The sequence below is a fragment of the Zhengella mangrovi genome (genome assembly GCF_002727065.1).
Taxonomy (GTDB): Bacteria; Pseudomonadota; Alphaproteobacteria; order Rhizobiales; family Rhizobiaceae; genus Zhengella; species Zhengella mangrovi.
The window spans coordinates 40,917-61,982 of record NZ_PDVP01000010.1 but is presented as its reverse complement, the minus strand read 5'-3'; the positions used below and the strand labels follow the sequence as shown (position 1 = coordinate 61,982).

Here is a 21,066-nt window from a genome sequence, read left to right as displayed (position 1 = left end):
CGGCGTTTGCCGCCGGTAACTGGTGGTTGCGGACGCCGTTCAGTGGCGGCCGCCTTCGAGATAGGCCGCGCGCACTTCCTCGCGCTTGAGAAGTTCCTGTCCCGTCCCCGTCATCGTGATCACGCCATTGACCATGACATAGCCGCGATGAGCGAGCTTGAGCGCGTGGAAGGCGTTCTGCTCGACCAGGAAGACGGTGAGCTGCTCGTTGCGGTTCAGGTCGCGGATGGCGTCGAAGATCTGCTTGACGATCAGCGGTGCCAGGCCCAGCGACGGCTCGTCGAGCAGCAGCAGCTTGGGCCGGCTCATCAGGGCACGGGCTATGGCCAGCATCTGCTGCTCGCCGCCGGACAGCGTGCCGCCGCGCTGCGAGATACGCTCCTTGAGACGCGGGAACAGGTCGAACACCTTCTTCAGGTCGTCGTCGAAATGTTTCTCGTCGACCAGCGAGGCGCCCATCTGCAGGTTTTCCATCACCGTCATGCGCGGGAAGATGCGCCGGCCCTCCGGCGACTGCGCGATCCCCATGCGCATGATCTCGTGCGTCGGCATCGTGGTGATGTCCTGGCCGTCATAGACGATCTGGCCGGTCCGCGCCTGAGGATTGCCGCAGATGGTCATCATCAGCGTCGACTTGCCGGCGCCGTTGGCGCCGATCAGCGTGACGATCTCGCCGCGATGCACATCCACGTCCACGCCCTTCAGGGCGATGATCTTGCCGTAATAGGTCTCGACGCCGCGCACCTGGAGCATCAGGTCGGTCTGGTCGCTCATGCCTTGCCTCCCGTCTTGCCCTTGCCCGCACGGCTGGTGGACACCTTCCCGGCATCGACACGCCTGGAAAACTCCGTATCGCCGCCCGCGGCGAGCTGGCTGGCCTGCCCGGTCCAGTCCTCGCGCTCGATCCGCCCGGGAAAGGCGAGATAGGCACCGACCCATTGCACTTCCGAAGGCGTCCACGCCGCGATCTGGGAGAAGTGGTAGATGCCGAGCGCATTCAGCTTCTTTTCGTTGCCCGGGCCGATACCCTTGATGCGCGTCAGGTTGTCGGCGTCGCCCTGCGGTGCATCCAGGGACGCCGGCCGGTCACCGGGCAGGTCGCTGCCAGCGGTGTCCGCCTTGGTCGCCCTGGCTTCCGGCTCCGCGTCCTTGGCAGCGGCCGCCGCGCCCGGCATCTGCCCGGTTGCCGCATGGGCGCTCATGGCCGCCACCGGCGATTGCGGCTTGTCGGCCGATGCCGGCTTCGCGCCATCCTTCGATCCCTTGAGATCGCTGATGATCTCGGGATCCTCGATCTCCTCCTCGTCATCGACGCCGAGATAGGCCGCGATCACCTTCGGATCGTTGCGCACCGATTCCGCATCGCCGTCGGAGATCTTCTGGCCGTAGTCGAGCACCACGATGTGGTCGGAGATTTCCATCACCACGCCCATGTCATGCTCGATCAGCAGCACCGAGGTCTTGTGCTCCCTGCGAATGTACTGGAGCAGGTCGTTCAGGTCGGCCGACTCGCGCGGGTTGAGGCCCGCTGCCGGCTCGTCGAGGCACAGCAGGTGCGGGTTCGAACACATCGCGCGGGCGATTTCCAGCCGCCGCTGCGCGCCATACGGAAGGTCGCCCGCCGGATCGTCGGCACGCTCGATCAGGTTCGTCTGTTCCAGCCAGTAAACCGCCTTGTCGATGGCCGATTTCTCCGCCTTGCGGTAACCGGACAACCCGAGAAGGCCGCCGACGGTGAAGTTGGATGCCTTCATCAGCATGTTGTGCTGGGCCACCAGGAGGTTTTCCAGCACCGTCATGCCGCTGAACAGGCGGATGTTCTGGAACGTGCGGGCCACCTTGGCATGCGCCGAGATCTCGAAATCGGGCATGCGCTCCAGCAGGTACACCGCGCCGTTGGCCGTCCGGTCCCACTGCCGGTTGGTGTCCGTCAGCGTCTCGACGGCCTCCGACTGGCGGCCCGGCCCGTGACGCATCACGATGCGCCCCTCGGTCGGCTTGTAGAAACCGGTGACGCAGTTGAAGACCGTCGTCTTGCCGGCGCCGTTCGGGCCGATCAGCGCGGTGATGTCGCCGCGCCCGACGTTGAAGGAAAGGTCGTTGATCGCCACAAGTCCGCCGAAGCGCATCGTCAGATGCTCCACGGTCAGGACCGGGTCGGCGTCCCAGTTCGCGGTTGCGCCGGCGGCCTTGATATCCATCGCCTCAGCCATGATCAGTGCCCCTCGCCCTGCGCCACCATGTCGGCGCCGATTTTCTTCTTTTCCTTCAGCACGGCCGATGGATCACGCGTCGAGACCAGGCCGCGCGGCTTCCAGACCATGATGCCGACCATGGCGAGGCCGAAGATCAGCATGCGATACTGGGTCGGGTCGAACCCGGCGCCGAAGACATGCTGCAGGAAGCCCAGGTTGCGCAGCAGTTCGATACCGCCGATCATCGCCACCGAGGCAATGACGACGCCGATCTGCGAGCCGAGGCCGCCCAGCACCACGATCGCCAGGATGATCGCCGATTCCAGGAAGGTGAAGCTTTCCGGCGAGATGAAGCCCTGCCGGGTTGCGAAGAACGACCCGGCGAAACCGCCGAACATGGCGCCCAGCGCGAAGGCGGTGAGCTTCGTGTTGGTCGTGTTGATGCCCAGCGACCGGCAGGCGATCTCGTCCTCGCGCAGCGCTTCCCAGGCCCGCCCGATCGGCATCTTGCGCATCCGCATGGTGACCAGGTTGGTGATGATCGCGAGGATGAAGATGATGTAGTAGAGATAGATGAAGCGCTGGATCGGGTCGTAGGCGATGCCGAAGAAGTCGGCGAACCCGCCGGCCCCGCGCTTGAACTCCAGGCCGAACAACGTCGGCTTCGGAATGCCCGAAATGCCGTCCGGGCCACCGGTGAACTGGTACCAGTTCAAAAGCACCACGCGGATGATCTCCCCGAAGGCCAGCGTCACGATGGCCAGGTAGTCGCCGCGCAACCGCAGCACCGGGAAGCCCAGGATCATGCCCCAGAAGGCCGCCAGGATGCCCGCCAGCGGCAGGGCCATCCAGAAACCGAGGCCGAAATGCTCGGCCAGCAGCGCGAAGGAATAGGCCCCGACCGCGTAAAAGGCGACGTAGCCGAGATCGAGCAGACCCGCCAGGCCGACGACGATGTTCAGGCCCCAGCCGAGCATGATGTAGGTCATGATCAGGATGGCGAGGTCGATGAACTGCCGGTCCCGCTGCGGGAAAAAATAGGTGAAGAAGAAGGGCAGCACGAGCGCGAAGGCGAACAGGATGCGCTTGAGCCACCATGCAACACGCTCCAGCGAGCGCGTGTTGTCGCTGGCAGCCGCAGCAACGGTGCGCGTCACCGGCTTGTGTGTCTTGAACACGAAGATGTTGAGCGCCAGCCGACCGGCGAAAACGATCAGGACCGCCGTGATGAACAGCCCCCAGCGGGTCGTCATCACCAGGCCGCCCGGCGCGATGTCCGTACGAAGCCCGAGGAAGAAGAAGCCCAGCACGCCGGCCAGCAGCGCGGCCATGAAGGCGTCCTTGAGCGACTCCGCCATCGAGTTGGGATCCTTGGCGGGCACGATTTCCGGCGCGGCGGCGCGCTCCTCGTCCAGCCGCTGGGCGCCTTCCGGCGTCGTGGTTTCGGTAGGCTGGTGCACCATCAGACCTTCTCCACTTCCGGTTTGCCGAGCAGGCCCGAGGGCAGGAAGATCAACACGATCGCGAGGATCGAGAAGGCTGCCACGTCCTTGTATTCAACGGTGAAATAGCCCGACCAGAACACCTCGATCAGCCCGATCAGCAGCCCGCCGAGCATGGCGCCGGGCAGCGAGCCGATACCGCCGAGAACGGCCGCGGTGAACGCCTTCACGCCCGCCAGGAAGCCGATGTAGAAGTCGATCACGCCGTAGAGCAGCAGGAACATCAGGCCCGCGACGGCAGCCAGCGCCGCCCCCATCACGAAGGTCAGCGAGATCGTGCGGTCGACGTTCACGCCAAGCAGCGCCGCCATTTTCTGGTCCTGCTCGCAGGACCGCTGCGCCCGCCCGAGCGACGTCTTGTTGATCAGCAACGTGAACCCGATCATCAGCGCCGTCGTCAGCGCGATGATCAGCATCTGCATGTAGGAGAGCTGCACGACGATCGGGCCGTTCTCGGTCACGCCTTCCATCAGCGTCACGCCGCCGGAGATGATCGGCTGGAGCGGCTTGACGCGCGCGCCCTGCGTCACCTGCACGAAGTTCTGCAGCACGATCGACATGCCGATGGCGGTGATCAGCGGCGCCAGGCGGAACGATCCGCGCAGCGGCCGGTAGGCCAGCCGCTCCACTGTCCAGCCCCAGGCCGCGGTGAAGACCATCGAGATGATCAGCACGATCAGCAGGGCCAGGATGATGAAGCCGGTGCTGGACGCCGCCGTCAGGCCGATGGCGACGATCAGCGCCAGCGCGATGAACGAGCCGACCATGAAGATGTCGCCATGGGCGAAGTTGATCATGCCGATGATGCCGTACACCATCGTGTAGCCGATCGCGATCAGCCCGTAGATCGAGCCGAGCGTCAGCCCGTTGATGAGCTGCTGAACGAAATATTCCATGCCGTTCCCCTGTTTCCCGGCTGCCTCTGTCGGACAGTCCGGAAGCGCCCCTGGGCGCCGGACCAGTTTGTTATTCTTAACGGCTCGCCGTCACAACACAACCGGCTTTGGCCAGGCCGGTCTTGTCTGCGCCGCGCGCCGCATGCCTCCCCGCCGCTGTGTGCGGCATTTTCAAAATTCCTAGCACCGGACCTCCGGGAAGTCCTTGCATCCTTGCTGTTTAGAAGGCTGAAGTTTCGCAGAATTTTGCACGATCAGAAGATCTGTTGCAATCTTCTTGCAAATGCAGGGCAAACGGACTGCCACAGGTCCTTCGCTGTCAAACAACCGAAAACCCTTTCGAAAACGGATCGCGGTCGTCGATGAAGATCGTGTTCAGCCCCGTCATGACCGCCCAGCCGGCAATCGACGGAATGATGCCGGCCCGCCCGCCGACCGTGGCTTCCCCTTCGACACGGCCATGGAAAAGCGAACCGATGATGGATTCGTGCACGAACGTGTCGCCGGGCTTCAGGTCGCCCCGCGCGGCCAGTTGCGCCATGCGCGCCGAGGTTCCGGTCCCACAAGGGCTGCGGTCGATCGCCTTGTCGCCGTAGAAGACGGCATTGCGTGCATCCGCGCCCTCCACCGTCGCCTTTCCGGTCCACAGCACATGGGTAACGCGGTTGATCTCGGGCCTGTCCGGATGCGCCAGCGTATAGGCCTCGTTGAGCCGCTGCCGGATGACCGGACTCCAGGCGATCAGGTCGGCCGCCGAATGGTCCGCCATGTCGCGATAATTCGCCTGCGGTTCGACGATGGCGTAGAAATTTCCCCCGTAGGCGACATCGACGGTCAGGCGCCCGAGCACAGGGCAGTCCACCTCCCAGCCGGTCGCGTGCAGGTAGGCCGGCACGTTGGTCAGCCGCACCTCCCGCACGTATTCGCCTTCCATGGCGTATTCCGCCTTCACCGGCCCGGCCGGCGTGTCCAGCATCAGCACGCCGGGAATGCGCGGACGGACCAGCCCGTGCTCGACGGCCATGGTCACCGTGCCGATCGTGCCGTGCCCGCACATCGGCAGGCAGCCCGACGTCTCGATATAGAGGACGCCGACATCGCAGTCCGGTCGCGTCGGCGGATAGAGAATGGCACCCGACATCATGTCGTGTCCGCGCGGCTCGAACATCAGCCCGGTGCGGATCCAGTCGTGACGGGCGAGGAAATCCATCCGCCGGTCCATCATGGTGGCGCCGTCGAGCAGCGGCCCGCCGCCCGCCACGAGCCGGACCGGGTTGCCGCAGGTATGGCCGTCGATGCAGAAAAAGGAATGGCGCGCCATGGCTGCGGCTTTCAGAAACGCTTGGGCGAATAGGGCGAAAGGTCGATGGCAGGAGCCTGCCCGCAAACGAGGTCGCGCACAAGCCGCGCCGTGGCAGCGGCCTGCGTCAGGCCGAGATGGCCGTGACCGAAGGCATAGACGATGCCCGGCGCCTTGGCTGCCGCGCCGATCACCGGCAGCGAATCGGGCAGCGACGGCCGGTATCCCATCCACTCCCGTCCGCCCTCCGTCTTGAGGCCGGGCAGGAAGCGCCTTGCCTTGTCCAGCATGGCGCGGCTGCGCCGGTAGTCTGGCGCCAGGTCGAGACCGCCCAGTTCCACCGCACCGCCGATGCGCAGGCCCGTCTCCAGCGGCGTCGCCACGAACCCGTGGTCGCAGAAGACGAGCTGACGCTTGAGATCGAACGCGCCCACGGGAAGCGTCGTGTTGTAGCCGCGTTCGGTTTCAAGCGGGACCGGGTCGCCCAGCGCCGCGGTCAGCCTGTGCGACCAGGCCCCGGCGGCGATCACCAGGCGATCGGCTTCCAGCCCGCGCCCGTCTGCAAGCACGGCGGCCGGACGGCCGCCGGTCACCGCGATCTCCCGCACCGTTTCCTTCACCAGGCGGGCGCCGTTTGATCGCGCGTGGTCGAACAGTGCCTTTCCGAACAGTTGCGGGTCCGACACGGTCATCCAGCCGGGAACGAACACGCCCTTGGCGAATTGGTCAGACAGTCCGGGCTGGAATTCGCCGAGTTGCGCCTTCCCGACAACCTCGAAGGCCACGCCATGGCGCTCGCGCGCTGCGTACCCCGCCTGTGCCGCCCGGAAGCTTCCCTCACTGTCATAAAGCTCCAGGCAGCCGTCGCGCCGCAGGAACCCTTCCGTTTCCGTCAGTGCCGTCAGCGTCTCCCATTCGCGGCGCGCCAGGCCCATCAGGTTGGCCTGGGCACTGAGCGCGGCCTCGAACCGGCCCGGGCGGCCGGCCGCGAGAAAGCGGACCAGCCACGGCAGGATGGAGAGCAGGTAGCGCGGCGGGATGGACAATGGGCCCAGCGGATCGAGCAGCCAGCCGGGCACCTGTCGCAGCATGCCCTTCTGCGCCAGCGGCAGGAGGTCGGAGAATGCAAAGGCAGCGGCATTGCCCGCGCTGGTTTCCTCGCAGACCCCGGACCGGTCGACGATCGTCACCGCATGGCCCTCGGCGGCCAGCAGCGCGGCACTGGCGGAACCGACGATTCCGCCGCCAACGATCAGGATCGAGGGTTTGCCGTCCGCCATCGCATTCACCTGTCAGAAATCGGGCAGAACCGGGCGGCGTTCGAGCGCGGCGCGGATCACCGCCTCGACCTGCGCCCGCCGCTCGCCGGCCAGCGGCCGCCGCGGCCCGCGCACGCGGTCATTCGTTCCGATGGCATGAACCTCTGCCAGCTTGATGTTCTGCACCAGGTAGCTGGAAACGTCGAGGTCCAGCAATGGCCGGAACCAGCGGTAGATCTCCAGCGCTTCGGTCTGGCGCCCCTGCTTCATCAGCTGGTAGATCGCCACCGTCTCGCGCGGGAAGGCCGTGACCAGACCGGCCACCCAGCCCACGGCGCCAACGCAGAGCGCCTCGAACGCCAGGTTGTCGACGCCCGTGAACAGGTCATACCGGTCGCCCAGCCGGTTGATGATGTCGGTCGCCCGGCGAATGTCGTCGGAGCTCTCCTTGACGGCGATGAAACGCCAGTCCTCGGCCAGTTCCTCCATCATGTCGACGGTCACATCGACCCGATAGGCGATGCGGTTGGAATAGATCATCACCGGAAGGTCGCCGGCCTCGGCAACGGCGCGCAGGCCGGCCACGGCCTCGTCGCGGTCGGCATGGTAGACCATGGACGGAACCACCATCAGGCCGTCCGCCCCGGCCGCCTTGGCCTCGCGGGCACGCTGGCAGGCTTCGCGGGTCCCCGCCTCGTTGATCGTCATCAGCACCGGCTTGCCGTTGGCGACGCCCTTGGCCGTCTGGAAAACCGCGAGCTTTTCCTCCGGCGACAGCATCGGCCCCTCGCCCAGCGACCCGCCAACGATGATGCCGTCACAGCCGGCCTCCATCTGCAACCCGAAGCAGCGCTCCATTTCCGGGTGATCGAGCTCGTCAGATTCGGTGAACTTGGTCGTCACCGCCGGGAAAACACCTTGCCACATGACTTGTCTCCTTGTCGTTGACATGTGATATATCAGATAAAATCGCAAGCCGTCAACACTGATATATCAGACGAAGAAAAGAAAATGACAGGACCGGATTCATTGCAGGAAACCGCCTCCACGCAGCCTGAAAGCCAGGCCGACGCGGCCTACCGCAGGCTGGAGGAAAGCCTGGTCACGCTGGACCTCGAACCGGGCAGCCAGGCGACCGAAGGCGCATTGATCGCCCTCGTCGGCCTTGGCCGCACGCCGGTCCGTGAAGCGATCCAGCGCCTTGCCTGGGAAGGCCTGCTGGAAATCCGCCCGCGTGCCGGCATTCGCGTTGCCCCGCTGATCGAAAGCGACTGGATCAAGGTCCTTGAGGCCCGGCGCGGTGTCGAAGCGGTGCTCGCCCGGGCCGCGGCACGGAACCTGACGCCGGCAGCCGCCCAGGGGTTCGCCCGCGCCGCTGCGGCCATGCAGCAGGCGGTGGCGGACCGCGACACCCGCGCCTTCCTGGCCGCCGACAAGGCGTTCGATCTCGCCTTGGCGGAAGCGGCCGACAACGCCTATGCCGCGCGCCTCGCAGCGCCGCTGCAAACCCATTCACGGCGCTTCTGGTTCGCTTCGGCAAGGCCCGACAGCCTGGCCGAAGCCGCCGCCCACCACCTCGATCTCATCAACGCCATCCTGGAGCGCGACGGCACCCTTGCCCATGACGAGGCCCTGCGCCTGATGGCGCTGCTGGAGGCGATGGCGCGCGGGCAATAACAGGCAGGCGGGGCGAAGGCGAACGGAACCGGCGCCAACGGCAGAAGGGAACTGTCCGAAACAGCCTCATGCTTCCGGCGCGCCGGCTTCGAATCGATGCGCCGAAAGAAATGCGCCCGGCCACTTTCGTCGCCGGGCGCCAAACGTCTTTTGGTGAAGACCGGTCAGCGGCTCGTACAGGACCAGGCGACGAGCCTGCAGCCGCTGGTGTATTGCGAGCAACGGCGCGCGGCCTTTCTCTCGGCCTGGTTCCGGCTGTTGCCCCAGTCCGCGCCCCAGCCGTTCGAGCCGGCATAGACGGCGCCGCAGGCATTGTGGAAGTGGGTGACGACCTTGCAGCCGCGGCCATGCTTCCGGCAGGCAGCCATCGCGTTGGAGTTCGCCGCGCCCTGGCTGTTCGCGTCGTACCAGTATCCCCAGGCGCCACTGGAAGGCGAATAGGCGATGGCGCCGTACTTGTCGGCCGCGAAACCCGTTCCGGTCGCCGAAAGCGAGAAAAAGATCAGAAGAAGAAGCGATTTGAGCCGATTGGCCATGGTGACATCCCCCCTTGGATTGTCGTGGAGCCGCAACCGGATTAATCAGTAATATGAAACAAATGGCAATTCCTGTTTTAGCAGAAATCCTGCAAACGACATCGACGGGACAAATGTTGGCCGGAATGGTTAACCTGCCCGACGGGCAGGAAGCACCTCGTTGGAAGCCGCCCACGAAAAAGGGCGGCCCCGGAAGGCCGCCCTGTTCAGGCACCAGGTATTGCCCGGAAAACGATCAGTCCATCGCCTTGAAGTGGAACTCGCCGCCTTCCTTGATGCCGGAGAACCAGCGCGCCGTCACCGTCTTGGTCTTGGTGTAGAAGCGGAAGGCATCCGGGCCATACTGGTTCAGGTCGCCGAAGGCCGACTTCTTCCAGCCGCCGAAGGTGAAATAGGAGAGCGGCACCGGGATCGGGAAATTGATGCCGACCATGCCGACGTTCACCCGGTTGGCGAAGTCCCGTGCCGTGTCGCCATCGGCCGTGAAGATCGACGTGCCGTTGCCATAGGGGTTGTCCATGGTCAGCTTCAGGGCGTCCTCGTAGGTCTTGGCACGCACGGTCGACAGGACCGGGCCGAAGATTTCTTCCTTGTAGATGTCCATCTCCGGCGTGACGTTGTCGAACAGCGTCGGACCGACGAAGAACCCGTTCTCGTAGCCCTGCAGCGAGAAGTCGCGGCCGTCCATCACCGCCGTCGCGCCCTGCTCGATGCCCGAGCCGATCAGGCCCTTGACGCGGTTCATTGCCGCCTCGGTGATCAGCGGGCCGTAGTCGACATCCTCACCGGCGGTGTAGGGGCCGACCTTCAGCTTCTCCACGCGCGGCACGAGGCGCTCGATCAGCGCGTCGGCGGTCTTGTCTCCCACCGGCACCGCGACCGAGATGGCCATGCAGCGTTCACCGGCCGCCCCGTAGCCGGCACCCACCAGCGCGTCCGCCGCCTTGTCCATGTCGGCATCGGGCATGATGATCATGTGGTTCTTGGCGCCGCCGAAGCACTGGGCGCGCTTTCCGTTGGCCGCCGCGCGCGAATAGATGTACTGCGCGATCGGCGTGGAGCCGACGAAGCCGACCGCCTGCACCGTCTCGTTGTCGAGAATGGCGTCGACGACTTCCTTGTCGCCGTTGACCACCTGCAGCACGCCGTCCGGCAGGCCGGCTTCCTTCAGCAGTTCCGCCAGCATCATCGACGTGGTCGGGCAGCGCTCCGACGGCTTGAGGATCATGGCGTTGCCGGCGGCCAGCGCCGGACCCATCTTCCACAGCGGGATCATCGCCGGGAAGTTGAACGGCGTGATGCCGGCCACGACACCCAGCGGCTGGCGCATCGAGAAGAGATCGATGCCCGGGCCGCCGTCGTTCATGTACTCGCCCTTGAGCAGGTGCGGCGCGCCCATGCAGACCTCGATCACCTCGAGCCCGCGCTGCACGTCTCCACGCCCGTCCGGCAGCGTCTTGCCATGCTCGCGGCTGACCGCTTCGGCCAGCTTGTCCATGTTCTCGTTGATCAGCGCCGCGAATTTCATCATCACGCGGGCGCGGCGCTGCGGGTTGGTCGCACCCCAGCCCTTCTGCGCTTCCGCCGCACGCGCCACGGCATCGTCCAGTTCCGCCTTCGAGGCCAGGGCAACCGTGCCCTGCACTTCGCCGGTGGCCGGGTTGAAGATGTCTGCCTTGCGGCCGCTCTGGCCGTCCACGGTCGCGCCGTCGATATAGTGTCCGATGGAATACATGGGGGGTCCTCCCGTTTTCATGTCCGGCCGCGGCCGGTCCTGTCCATGGCGCCATCATGTCCAAGGAACACGCCATGCGCAACGCGCCGGAGTCCAAAACCGTTGTGCAGAAATTGAAGAAGTTGTAGCTAGTCTATCAACTTTAATGCGGATCATCGGAGGCGCCCGTGAACTGGGACGACGTTCGCATTTTCCTCGCCGTGGCGCGCGCGGGCCAGATCCTGGGCGCTGCGCGGCGGCTTGGCCTGAATCACGCCACGGTTTCGCGCCGCATTTCCGCGCTCGAGCAGGCCCTCGGCGTGAAACTGGTCGACCGGCAGACCACCGGAACGGAACTGACACCCGAGGGCGAGCGCTTCCTGCGCACGGCCGACGAGATGGAAGCTGGCATGATTGCCGCCCGCGCCGACCTGGCGCCGGATGCCGAGGGCGTGTCGGGCACCGTGCGCATCGGCGCGCCCGACGGCTTCGGCGTCGCATGGCTGGCCCCGAGGCTCGGCCGGCTGGCCCGCGACCATCCGGGCCTCACCATCCAGCTCGTTCCCGTCCCGCGCAGCTTTTCCCTGTCCCGCCGCGAGGCGGATATCGCCATCACCATGGAACGCCCCGCCGAAGGCCGCCTGGTGGCCGGCAAGCTGGTCGACTACACGCTCAGCCTCTATGCCAGCCGCGACTACGCCACCCAGTCCGGCCTCCCCTTCGGTCCCGGCGACATTGCCGGCCATCGCCTCGTCGGCTACGTCCCGGACCTGGTAATCAGCCCCGCCCTCGACTATGCCGGCGAAATGGCGCCCGACTGGCGCTCGAGCTTCGAGATTTCCTCGGCGCTCGGCCAGATGGAAGCGGTACGCGCCGGAGCCGGGCTCGGCATCCTGCACAGCTATATTGCCAGGCACCACGACGATCTCGTTGCGGTGGAAGGCTTCCCGCAGATCCGCCGGGCCTACTGGATCGTCTACCACGAAACCCTGAAACCGCTGCGGCGCATCCAGGCGGTCGTGAAGTTCATCCAGGAGCAGGTCGAGGGCGACCGGTCCTCGTTCCTGTAGCGCGATGGTCCCGCAGTTCCGCACCGCCTCCTGCCCTGGCTCCCGCCAGCCGGACGCATCGCCGAAAACCGGGATACGGGGCCACGACGCCGGCATCGGACCGCTGGATGCTCCCCAATTTCATTGGATCCTTTCGTTGCTCTGCCCCTCCTCTTCACGTGGGTCCCGATCCGCAACGCCCCCTCGCGCTGGCAAACCCGGTCCGGACCGCATGGCCGCCCCGCCCGCACACGTCGCGACCGGCCATGCGGGGGCAGACCGGAGCCCGCCCCCGGGTGACGGCGTTCGCCTGGTTGCCGGAGGGAACGCACTTTCCGGAGCGGTCAGGCAAGCATTCTTCCTCCCGTCCAGGAATGGCGTCTTCGCACCATGCGCGAAAGCGCCATTGGCGTTGCCGCGGCATTGAATGACGATGCCCGAAGACCCGGAACAGGGGGAACGGACATGGTTCTGCGTTTCTCGTTCGACCTCGGCACGGGCTCCATCGGTCTTGCCGCCGGACGGACAGGCGCGGACGGTCGACTGGAGCCTCTTTTCGCCGGCGCGCGGATCCTGCCGGCGCAGCCGGCACAGGCGGTGGCGCGCCTTGGCTTGCGGCGAAAGCAGGGCCGTTATCGCAAGCGGCGCCGGGAGCGCCGACGGCAGTTCGCTGCCTGCCTGCGCAAGGCAGGGCTCCTGCCCCCCGTCGGCAAGGCGTCTGCCCGCCTGTTCCGGCTCGATCCTTACGAGTTGCGGCGTCGCGCGCTTGACCGCCCCGTCTCGCTCCACGCGCTGGGACGGCTGCTGATGCACCTGCACAAGCGCCGTGGCCGGCCGATTGCCGGCACCTCGCCGCCGGGCGAAATCGCCGGACCCGGCCTGCGAACGCTGGGCGAACATCTGGCCATCCGCCACCGGGGGCCGGTGCGGGGGCGCAGGGCGGTGCGCCACCGTCTTGGTCTCAAAGGGATCGTCGATCCGCCCCCTGAAATCCGGCGGACCGATGTGATCGCAGAATTCCGCGCGATCTGGACGGCGCAACGGCAATTCAGCCCAACACGGTTGAGCGACACGCTCTTCGACACCATTCATGCCGCCTTTCAGGACGAGGGCCGGCGCGTCGAACGCCCGCCCCGGGAGGACCGTCGCACCGCCGTCGTGCTCGCACAGTTGCGCCAGTGCATGAACGCCATGGAGCGCCGCTTCGGCACCCCCCGGTCGGTCGTGCTCGAGCGCCCGCTGCCCCTGCCGTCCGGTGAAGGGCTATCGGCGCGCCATGCCATGCCGCCGTGGGCCTGGGACCTGCTGCGCCGGCGCGGCCTGCGGCCCACCCGCCATCGCCGGGTGGTTCTCGCCCTGCTCGCCCGCCAGGAGGCCGCGGCAAATGGACAGGCGGTCTGCCCATACAGCGGCCGCAACCTGAAACGGGCTGATCTGTTTTCCGGCCTGCACGAGATCGACCACGTCCTGCCCGTCTCCCGGGGCGGAGCCACCGCGGCCGCCAACCTCGTCCTGTGCCATGCCTTCGCCAACCGCCAGAAGGCGAACCGGACGCCGGAGGAGGCCTTTGCCGGGCAGGCCCGGTGGCGCCAGAACACCAGGCCGGGCGCCGTGGCCGGGCGCAACGGGCCGATGGCCCATGCCATGCCGGATCGCCGGGCCGCGATGCAACGTCTCGCTGCCGCCGCCGGCCGGATGATCGCTCGCCGCTGGCCCGGCGCCCGCGTTCAATGGGTCCACCCGTCCGGCATTGCCGCCCTTCGCCGGTCCATCGCTCCGGAAGGGCAAGCGGGGCCATCCGCCAAATCCCTTGCCGACAACCGCAACCATGCCGTCGATGCACTGCTGGCGCTTTTCCTCGCCACGGGCAGGAAACCGGATGCCGCCCGGGTCCTGGCCTTCCTTGAGAATGCCACGGTCACCCACGCCGGCGGCAGGAAGAAGACGGCCACCGGGGAAACCCGGTATGGCGCAACCCTCTCCCGTGACGGCACCGCGCATCTGCACTGCCGTCGCCCGTTGACCACCCTGTCCAAGGCGCAGGCCAGGCGCATCGTCGATCCGGCTTTGCGCGAACGGATCCTCGAAGCCCTGGAGCACCGGGACACGGGCACGAGCCGGATCGAGGCGCTGCAGGACTTGTCCCGGACGACCGGAATCCGGCGTGTGCGCATCGCGCGGGCTACCCGCATGGCTTGGCCCGTGGCGGGCGGCATCGCCTGGGTCATGCCGGCGGGAAATGCCTTCATGGACATCGTGGTGCTTCCTTCCGGCAGGTGGGTCGGCTTTTGCGCCACCCGCGCGGAGACCGCGCGCAAGGACTGGCGCCCGATCTGGGAAAAGGGACGCATCGGCGGCAAGCTGGTGATGCGCCTGCGCACCGGAGACCTCATCGAGCTGGACGGACCGGAGGGCGAAAGGGTCTGGCGGACCGTGCGGCAACTGTCGGCGGCGAAGGCCCGGATTCATCTCGCCGCCCCCGAGGAAGGCGGAACGCTGGCACGGCGCCATGCGGATCCGGACGATCCCTTCCGTTGGGAACTGGTCACCGCCGAAGGCCTGCGCCGGGCCGGTGCGCGGGCGCTCGACGTGACGCCGGCCGGCCTGGTCCGCCCGCGCCGCAGCAATCTTTCGCGGTAGCGGCAGGACCGGCAAACTCCCGTCCGCTGGCCGGACCCCGGCGATCCCGGAATCCGGCCACGCCCGGAAAGAGCGCCCAACCGGAACAGATATTTGGCCGAGTTGGCATCCTCACCCTATATCGCCGCGGGGTGCATTGCAGCGCGAAAGGGATTTCATGGTTAGCGCATCGCCGCCGCAAGGGGCCAGGACCCTCCGCCTTGTTCTGGGCGACCAGTTGTCCGGAGATCTGTCGGCGCTCGAGGACCTCTCGAAGGGCGACATCGTGGTCATGGCCGAGGTCACCGCCGAGGCCACCTATGTGAAGCACCACAAGAAGAAGATCGCCTTCCTGTTTGCCGCGATGCGCCATTTCGCCCGGACACTTCAGGAAAAGGGCGTGGAGGTGGACTATGCCGTCTATGGCGACCCCGCCGGCACATCGCTCGAGACCGCCCTGAAGGCGGCCGTGAAGCGCCACGGGCCCACCCGGGTGATCATGACCGAACCCGGCGAATGGCGCGTCCTGCAGATGATGCGTGACTGGAGCGAGACCCTGGGACCGGATGTCGAGATCCGGCCCGACACGCGGTTCCTCTGTGACCACGAGACGTTCCTCGCCTGGGCCGACGGCCGCAAGGCGCTGCGCATGGAGTATTTCTATCGCGAGATGCGCAGGCGCACCGGCTACCTGATGCGGGACGACGGTCCGGAAGGCGGCGAATGGAATTTCGACAGCGAGAACCGCGAGCCCCTGCCCAATGACGTCGCCGTCCCCGAACGCCCGGATTACGCGGTGGATGACACCACCCGTGCCGTCCTTGATCTGGTCGGCCAGGAGTTCGCGGATCATTTCGGCGATCTCGAACCCTTCAACTATCCGGTCACCCGCCGCCAGGCGCTGCACTACCTCGACTGGTTCGTGAAGAACGCGCTGCCCGGCTTCGGTACCTGGCAGGATGCCATGAAACAGGGTGAGCCCCTGCTCTTCCACTCCCACCTGTCGGCGCTGATCAACTGCGGCCTGCTGGACCCGCGCGAATGCTGCCGGCGGGCAGAACAGGCCTGGCACGAAGGCGAGGCGCCGCTCAACGCCGTGGAAGGCTTTATCCGCCAGATCATCGGCTGGCGCGAGTTCATCCGAGGCATCTACTGGCTGAACATGCCGGACTACGCCTCTTCCAACAAGCTCCAGGCGCGGCGCAAGCTGCCGGATTTCTTCTGGACCGGCGAAACGGAGATGAATTGCCTCGCGCAGGCCATCGGCGAAACCCGCGCCAACGCCTACGCCCACCACATCCAGCGCCTCATGATCATCGGCAACTTCTGCCTGCTTGCCGGCCTCGACCCCCGGGAGGTGCAGGAATGGTACCTGCTGGTCTACTGGGATGCCTATGAATGGGTGGAAATGCCCAATGTCGTCGGCATGATCCTCTGGGCAGACGGCGGCCTCTTTGCGTCCAAGCCCTATGCCGCGTCTGGCAGCTACATCGACCGCATGTCGGATTATTGCGGTGGATGCCGCTACGCCGTGAAGAAGAAGAGCGGAGAATCGGCCTGCCCGTTCAATTACCTCTACTGGGATTTCCTCGACCGCAATCGCCAGCGCCTGGCCGGAAATGCCCGCATGGCCATGATGTATCGCACGCTCGATCGCATGGGCGAGGACCGGAAGAAGGCATTTCGCGACGATGCCCGCAGGTTCCTCGACAGCCTCTGATCATTCCGCTGGCGCCAATGACAAGGATCAAGGCGCCGTCACGGCTCCGGGATAGCATGACCCTCGTCCCTTGATTTGGCCGGAGGCGGATGCATGCGTTTTTTCAGGATCATGGCTGCGGCAGCCCTTTTGGCCGCGGCGCCCATGGCCGCAACCCTACCGGCACGCGGCGGCGAAATCCGCGACCTCGACGGCGTCCGTTTCGAAGCCCCGGACCGCTGGGCCGAGATGGCTCGGATCCAGGGCAAGGAACTGGGCTTCGTCCGGCCGGACAGCCGTGGCCGCCTCTCCATTTACTGGTGGCTGCCGGACGAACCCCTGCTCGGCGCGCCCGACATCCTGTCCCACGGGCAGATCATGGTTGCCGGGCATCCCGCGCTGCTCATTCACTACGATTTCTACAGCGAGGAATCCCTCAAGGCCGTGTTCCTGGTTCCGCGTGCCGATGGCCGGCAGCTTGTCGTTTCAGTGGATTATCCCAAGGGAGAGACCGCGGACCTCCAGGCGCTCCTGCAGCGGGTCCTCGACAGCATCCGCTTTGACGGCGAGGCGCCGCCGCCAGCCGCCCAGGCCGGCAACGGCACCGAACGGCTGATCACGATACCGGACGAGGGTGTGGAGGCGGCCCAGCCGGCGCAGGCTGCGGCACCCGCTGCCGTCGATCCGTCCTGGCTGAAGGACCGGTTCGGCAGCGATTGCACCATGGTGGACCTGCAGACCTGGTCCCACCCGGTCGGCGATGTGCTTGCGAGGGCCGGTGCCAACCGGCTGCTATGGCTGGCGCTCTGCCAGGATCGCACCTACCCGGTCTTCGGCATGGCATTCGATTACGATCCGCGCAGCGCCACCCGGGATTATTTCGTTCCGCTGTGGAGCGACATGCTGAAGGCCAACGGCAACTGGGCCTTCACCGTGGTCGACGCCGGCGACGAAGTGATGATCCATGTTTCGCGCGAGGGACGGCGCGGCCTGACGCTGGACGAGGAGGATCTGCCCGCCGGGTTTGCCGCCCCGGCAACGGCTGTCTCGCCTCCCGGATCGCAAGGCTCGATCTTCGACGACGGCGCGAATGCCCCGGCCGTCACCGCACCGCAAGGCCAGGACGGTACGGCTGCGAACGGCAACGCGATCTTCGGCGACGGCGACACAGGGAACAGTGCCGGCGCATCGGCGCCATCACCTGGCGCCGCGCTGACCGGCGACCCGGAAAACCTGCCGCCCGTCTCCGCCAGCCCGGCTCCGTCAGGCGGCGCGCCGCGAAACGGCATGGACGCGGTCATCCGCGACCTGAATTCCTACCTGAAGGATTGACCAGATGGCCCGTATTCTCCGCGCCCTGCTCCTTGCCCTGCTTGTTCCGGCCCTTTCCGTCACCGTCGCCCGTGCCGCGCAACAGGATAACGTCGATTACATCGTCCGGCGCATCGATAGCGTGCTGAACCAGTCGCTGGAACGAAAGAGCTGGAAAAACAGCTACCAGCTGGTCGAGAAGAACATCGAAGACCTGAAGAACACGCTGCGCCAGGGCGGCACGATATCGTCCAACCCCGTCCAGGCCTATCGCGACAAGCTCGCCCAGATGATGGAGGAGAGAAAGCAGGTCTGGAAGGAACTCGACAGCCTGCAGCAGAAATTCCAGCAGGACCGCACGCGCTACTCGCAACAGGCCATCCGCGACATCGTCGGCGAGATGATCACCCGTCTCAAGCCCCGCGCCGGCGTTCTCGATCCCTTCGCCATCGCCCTGTCGAAGAACATGGAGGTCATCAAGGATGACTTCTACAAGCTGCGCACGGCAGACCAGGGCATCCGCCTCATCGATGACTACAAGCGGTCGATCCTGCCGGCGATCCACGACATGCGCGACCGCCTGCACGGGCTGGAACCCCTGCTGCAGGCCTACAAGGCCGTGTCTGAACCCGCCGGCTTCGAGGGCACCTATTCCGGCCGCCTGAGCGGCGGTGCGGCCGGCACCATCGAGTTCCGCATTTTCGGCTTCCAGGTCACCGGCACGGTGTCCGGATCCTACAGCGGCGACCCCGTCACCGGCTCGTTCACCGGCCGTGTGTCGCCCGACGGCGCCATTTCAACCACTTTGAACGGGCTCGTCGGCGCCGGCAAATGGGACAAGCCCATGTCCTATGCCGGCAACATCAGCGGGCGCATCACGCCGGCCGGGGCCACCGGCACCTGGAAGGCCGGCAACAACTGGGACATGCCCTCGGGCAACTGGTCGGCGACCCGGCGGTGACGGGCCCCGTATGCGTCAGCCGCCCGGCCGCACCGCCACGATGATGACGATGGAGGCGATCGCGATCAGGGCCAGCTTCCAGAAATCCTTGCGCCGCCGCAGGCCCGGCAGGCCGAGCGGCTTGATCAGGTGCACCACCATCATGGCAATCACCAGTAGGGAAAGGATTTTCGTCAAGCAGGGCTCCCGGGGCAGTTCCAGCGAATATGGCCACCGGTATCGCTCATGGAATGGCTGCGGCGACTCAACTGGTCGTTCGGCATGGACGCGACGGCGGGTGGCGGCAACGAACACCCTCGCGCCGGGGCCGTCAACCCCGCGGCCGGCGAATGCCGCCGGTTCCGGCCACCACCCGAAACCCTCCCCACTTGACCTTTGACAGGGGCTGGAGCACGGTCCCGGCCTTCCAAGGCAAGAGGAACAGACATGAATTTGCAAGGCAAGACAGCCATCGTCACCGGCGCAGCCACGGGGATCGGCCGCGCCATCGCGGAGCGCTACGTCGACGAGGGCATGAAGGTCGTCATCGCGGACGTCGACCAGGAGAGGGCCAAGGCGGCGGTCAAGGACCTGTCCCAGCGTGGCGAGGTCCGTTTCGTGAAGACCGACGTGGCCAAGCGGCTGGATGTCCACAATCTCGTTGCGCATGCGCTCGACCAGTTCGGCGAGATCGACGTGCTGGTGAACAACGCCGGCATCATTCACGGCGCCCCGTTCCTCGACCTGGCGGAAGAGGATTTCGACCGCGTCCTGTCGATCAACCTCAAGGGCGCCTTCCTCGCCGGCCAGGCCGTGGCCCGTCACATGGTGGACCGGGTGGAAAAGGGCGGCAAGCCGGGCGCCATCGTCAACATGTCGTCGGTCAACGCCGTGTTCGCCATCGACAACCAGGTGCCCTACTCCGTCTCCAAGGGCGGCATGAACCAGCTCACCAAGGTGATGGCGCTGGCGCTGGCACCGCATGGCATCCGCGTCAACGCGATCGGGCCGGGCTCCATCGCCACCGAGATGATGGCGACGGTGGCTTCCGACGAGGCGGCCCGCCGCAAGGTTCTCTCGCGCACGCCGCTCGGCCGCATGGGCGACCCTTCCGAGATCGCCGCCATTGCCGCCTTCCTCGCCTCCGACGAGGCCAGCTACATCACCGGCCAGACGATCTACGCCGATGGCGGCCGTCTGCCGCTCAACTACACGGTGCCGGTCAAGGAGAAGAAGGACTGACCGGACGACAGTCCGGGCCGCGGGGCAAATGGCCTGGTTTCACGAGAGGAGTGGAAGCGAATGCGTCTTCTTTTTGCAGCCATGGTATTTGCCGCCACCGCGGCCCACGCCGACCCCGTCGGCATCACCAGGGACATGATGAGCGTGACGGTCCAGACGGCGGATGGCCCCGTCGAGATTGCGCGCATCCAGGACAACGACGCGGTGATCGAGGGCGACTTCGCCCGCATCGCGCGGCCCTGCCCGAATTTCTGTATCCAGCCGATGATCCCGGCCGAAGGCGTGACACCGGTGGGCGAACTGGAAATGCTGCAGTTCCTCAACGATCCAGACGTCGTTGTGATCGACGGTCGTGTCAGGCCCGATTTCCTCGGCGGCGCGATCCCGGGCGCGATCAACATTCCCTACACCGAGGCGGCCGACCGGCTCGGCGAACTGGGCTGCGAGCCCGATTTCGACGGCTGGATCTGCGACGGCGACAACGTCAGGTCCGCCGCTCTCTATTGCAACGGGCCGTGGTGCGGCCAGTCCCCGGCAGCGGCCCGTCGCATGATCGAAGCCGGGTTTCCGCCGGAGAAACTCTACTATTACCGTGCTGGCATGCAGGGCTGGCGCATGCTCGGCCTCACGGTCGCCATGCCCGCCCGGTGATGGTCGTGGCCAGGACGACAGACGCCCCGGCCTCCTGACAGAATGGTGTCAGGAGGGGTGTGCGATGGTTGCCTTGTTGAAACACAGGTCTCGAAAGGAAACCGTCATGAACGCACCTGCCAACGCCAATGTCTGGGCTGAAATCCCGGTCACCGATCTCGCCAAAGCCAAGGATTTCTATGGCGCCGTCACCGGCTACGCGATGATCGATCAGGATATGGGTCCCAACCGGACCGCCGTGTTCGCCTACACCGGCGACGGCGGCGTCGCCGGTCATCTCTATGAAGGCAGGCCCGCGCCCGCGGGAACCGGTCCGACGGTTCACCTCGCGGTCAGTGGCACCACCGAGGAGGCCATGCAGCGGGTCCGGGATGCCGGCGGCCAGGTCGTCTCGCCGGTCATCGAGATCCCTGCCGGGCGTTTCGCCTATTGCCTCGATCCCGACGGCAATTCCTTCGGCGTCTTCGCGGCCTGAC

The 21,066-nt window shown here is 66.2% G+C and carries 19 protein-coding genes; 9 read left to right on the top strand and 10 right to left on the bottom strand.

The window, feature by feature from the left end; translation table 11 throughout:
• Positions 1 to 39: 39 nt before the first annotated feature.
• From CSC94_RS15710 to CSC94_RS15680, 7 genes are all read right to left on the bottom strand, one after another.
• On the bottom strand, positions 40 to 774 hold the full coding sequence (locus CSC94_RS15710) for an ABC transporter ATP-binding protein (RefSeq protein ID WP_245408379.1): 735 nt from the start codon (positions 772 to 774) through the stop codon (positions 40 to 42).
• On the bottom strand, positions 771 to 2,213 hold the full coding sequence (locus CSC94_RS15705) for an ATP-binding cassette domain-containing protein (RefSeq protein ID WP_245408378.1): 1,443 nt from the start codon (positions 2,211 to 2,213) through the stop codon (positions 771 to 773). The genes CSC94_RS15710 and CSC94_RS15705 overlap by 4 nt, the downstream gene beginning before the upstream one ends.
• Positions 2,214 to 2,215: 2 nt before the next feature.
• A complete protein-coding gene (gene livM, locus CSC94_RS15700; protein ID WP_165784456.1) occupies positions 2,216 to 3,658 on the bottom strand; it encodes a high-affinity branched-chain amino acid ABC transporter permease LivM in 1,443 nt (480 codons plus the stop codon).
• Positions 3,658 to 4,593, bottom strand: coding sequence for an ABC transporter permease subunit (locus CSC94_RS15695; RefSeq protein ID WP_099307315.1), 936 nt, complete (start codon positions 4,591 to 4,593; stop codon positions 3,658 to 3,660). The genes livM and CSC94_RS15695 overlap by 1 nt, the downstream gene beginning before the upstream one ends.
• A 319-nt stretch (positions 4,594 to 4,912) precedes the next feature.
• Positions 4,913 to 5,914 carry a 4-hydroxyproline epimerase gene (locus tag CSC94_RS15690; protein ID WP_099307314.1) on the bottom strand — a complete coding sequence of 334 codons (1,002 nt, stop codon included), beginning with the start codon at positions 5,912 to 5,914 and terminating at the stop codon, positions 4,913 to 4,915.
• Positions 5,915 to 5,925: 11 nt separating this feature from the next.
• Positions 5,926 to 7,173 (bottom strand): NAD(P)/FAD-dependent oxidoreductase, encoded by a 1,248-nt coding sequence (locus tag CSC94_RS15685; RefSeq protein WP_099307313.1) that lies wholly within the window; start codon positions 7,171 to 7,173, stop codon positions 5,926 to 5,928.
• A 12-nt stretch (positions 7,174 to 7,185) separates the two neighbouring features.
• Complete coding sequence (locus CSC94_RS15680) at positions 7,186 to 8,079, bottom strand: dihydrodipicolinate synthase family protein (protein ID WP_099307312.1); 894 nt, start codon at positions 8,077 to 8,079, stop codon at positions 7,186 to 7,188.
• 84 nt (positions 8,080 to 8,163) lie between these two features.
• Here CSC94_RS15680 and CSC94_RS15675 point away from each other — a divergent pair, with 84 nt between their 5' ends.
• Positions 8,164 to 8,829 (top strand): GntR family transcriptional regulator, encoded by a 666-nt coding sequence (locus CSC94_RS15675; RefSeq protein ID WP_099307311.1) that lies wholly within the window; start codon positions 8,164 to 8,166, stop codon positions 8,827 to 8,829.
• A gap of 164 nt (positions 8,830 to 8,993) precedes the next feature.
• Here the strand turns inward: CSC94_RS15675 and CSC94_RS15670 are convergent, their stop codons facing one another.
• Positions 8,994 to 9,365, bottom strand: a complete 372-nt coding sequence (locus tag CSC94_RS15670; protein ID WP_099307310.1) for a DUF4189 domain-containing protein — start codon at positions 9,363 to 9,365, stop codon at positions 8,994 to 8,996.
• Between the two features lie 235 nt (positions 9,366 to 9,600).
• A complete protein-coding gene (locus tag CSC94_RS15665) occupies positions 9,601 to 11,100 on the bottom strand; it encodes a CoA-acylating methylmalonate-semialdehyde dehydrogenase (RefSeq protein WP_099307309.1) in 1,500 nt (499 codons plus the stop codon).
• A gap of 167 nt (positions 11,101 to 11,267) precedes the next feature.
• Here CSC94_RS15665 and CSC94_RS15660 point away from each other — a divergent pair, with 167 nt between their 5' ends.
• From CSC94_RS15660 to CSC94_RS15640, 5 genes are all read left to right on the top strand, one after another.
• A complete protein-coding gene (locus CSC94_RS15660; RefSeq protein WP_099307308.1) occupies positions 11,268 to 12,149 on the top strand; it encodes a LysR family transcriptional regulator in 882 nt (293 codons plus the stop codon).
• 444 nt (positions 12,150 to 12,593) lie between these two features.
• Positions 12,594 to 14,768 carry an HNH endonuclease domain-containing protein gene (locus CSC94_RS15655; RefSeq protein WP_165784455.1) on the top strand — a complete coding sequence of 725 codons (2,175 nt, stop codon included), beginning with the start codon at positions 12,594 to 12,596 and terminating at the stop codon, positions 14,766 to 14,768.
• Between the two features lie 157 nt (positions 14,769 to 14,925).
• The gene (locus tag CSC94_RS15650) at positions 14,926 to 16,467 is read left to right on the top strand and encodes a cryptochrome/photolyase family protein (RefSeq protein ID WP_099307306.1); all 1,542 of its coding nucleotides are present in this window, start codon (positions 14,926 to 14,928) and stop codon (positions 16,465 to 16,467) included.
• Between the two features lie 93 nt (positions 16,468 to 16,560).
• On the top strand, positions 16,561 to 17,778 hold the full coding sequence (locus CSC94_RS15645) for a hypothetical protein (protein WP_099307305.1): 1,218 nt from the start codon (positions 16,561 to 16,563) through the stop codon (positions 17,776 to 17,778).
• 4 nt (positions 17,779 to 17,782) lie between these two features.
• Positions 17,783 to 18,718, top strand: a complete 936-nt coding sequence (locus tag CSC94_RS15640; protein ID WP_099307304.1) for an OmpH family outer membrane protein — start codon at positions 17,783 to 17,785, stop codon at positions 18,716 to 18,718.
• 15 nt (positions 18,719 to 18,733) lie between these two features.
• Here CSC94_RS15640 and CSC94_RS24675 read toward each other — a convergent pair whose 3' ends face one another.
• Positions 18,734 to 18,895 carry a hypothetical protein gene (locus tag CSC94_RS24675; RefSeq protein WP_099307303.1) on the bottom strand — a complete coding sequence of 54 codons (162 nt, stop codon included), beginning with the start codon at positions 18,893 to 18,895 and terminating at the stop codon, positions 18,734 to 18,736.
• A 249-nt stretch (positions 18,896 to 19,144) separates the two neighbouring features.
• On the opposite strand from CSC94_RS24675, the gene CSC94_RS15630 reads away from it, so the two are divergent.
• The 3 genes from CSC94_RS15630 to CSC94_RS15620 all read left to right on the top strand — a co-directional run bounded on the left by CSC94_RS15630 (position 19,145) and on the right by CSC94_RS15620 (position 21,065).
• Positions 19,145 to 19,939, top strand: coding sequence for an SDR family NAD(P)-dependent oxidoreductase (locus CSC94_RS15630; protein WP_099307302.1), 795 nt, complete (start codon positions 19,145 to 19,147; stop codon positions 19,937 to 19,939).
• A gap of 60 nt (positions 19,940 to 19,999) precedes the next feature.
• Complete coding sequence (locus CSC94_RS15625) at positions 20,000 to 20,590, top strand: rhodanese-like domain-containing protein (RefSeq protein WP_099307301.1); 591 nt, start codon at positions 20,000 to 20,002, stop codon at positions 20,588 to 20,590.
• A 106-nt stretch (positions 20,591 to 20,696) separates the two neighbouring features.
• Positions 20,697 to 21,065, top strand: coding sequence for a VOC family protein (locus tag CSC94_RS15620; protein WP_099307300.1), 369 nt, complete (start codon positions 20,697 to 20,699; stop codon positions 21,063 to 21,065).
• Position 21,066: the final 1 nt, after the last annotated feature.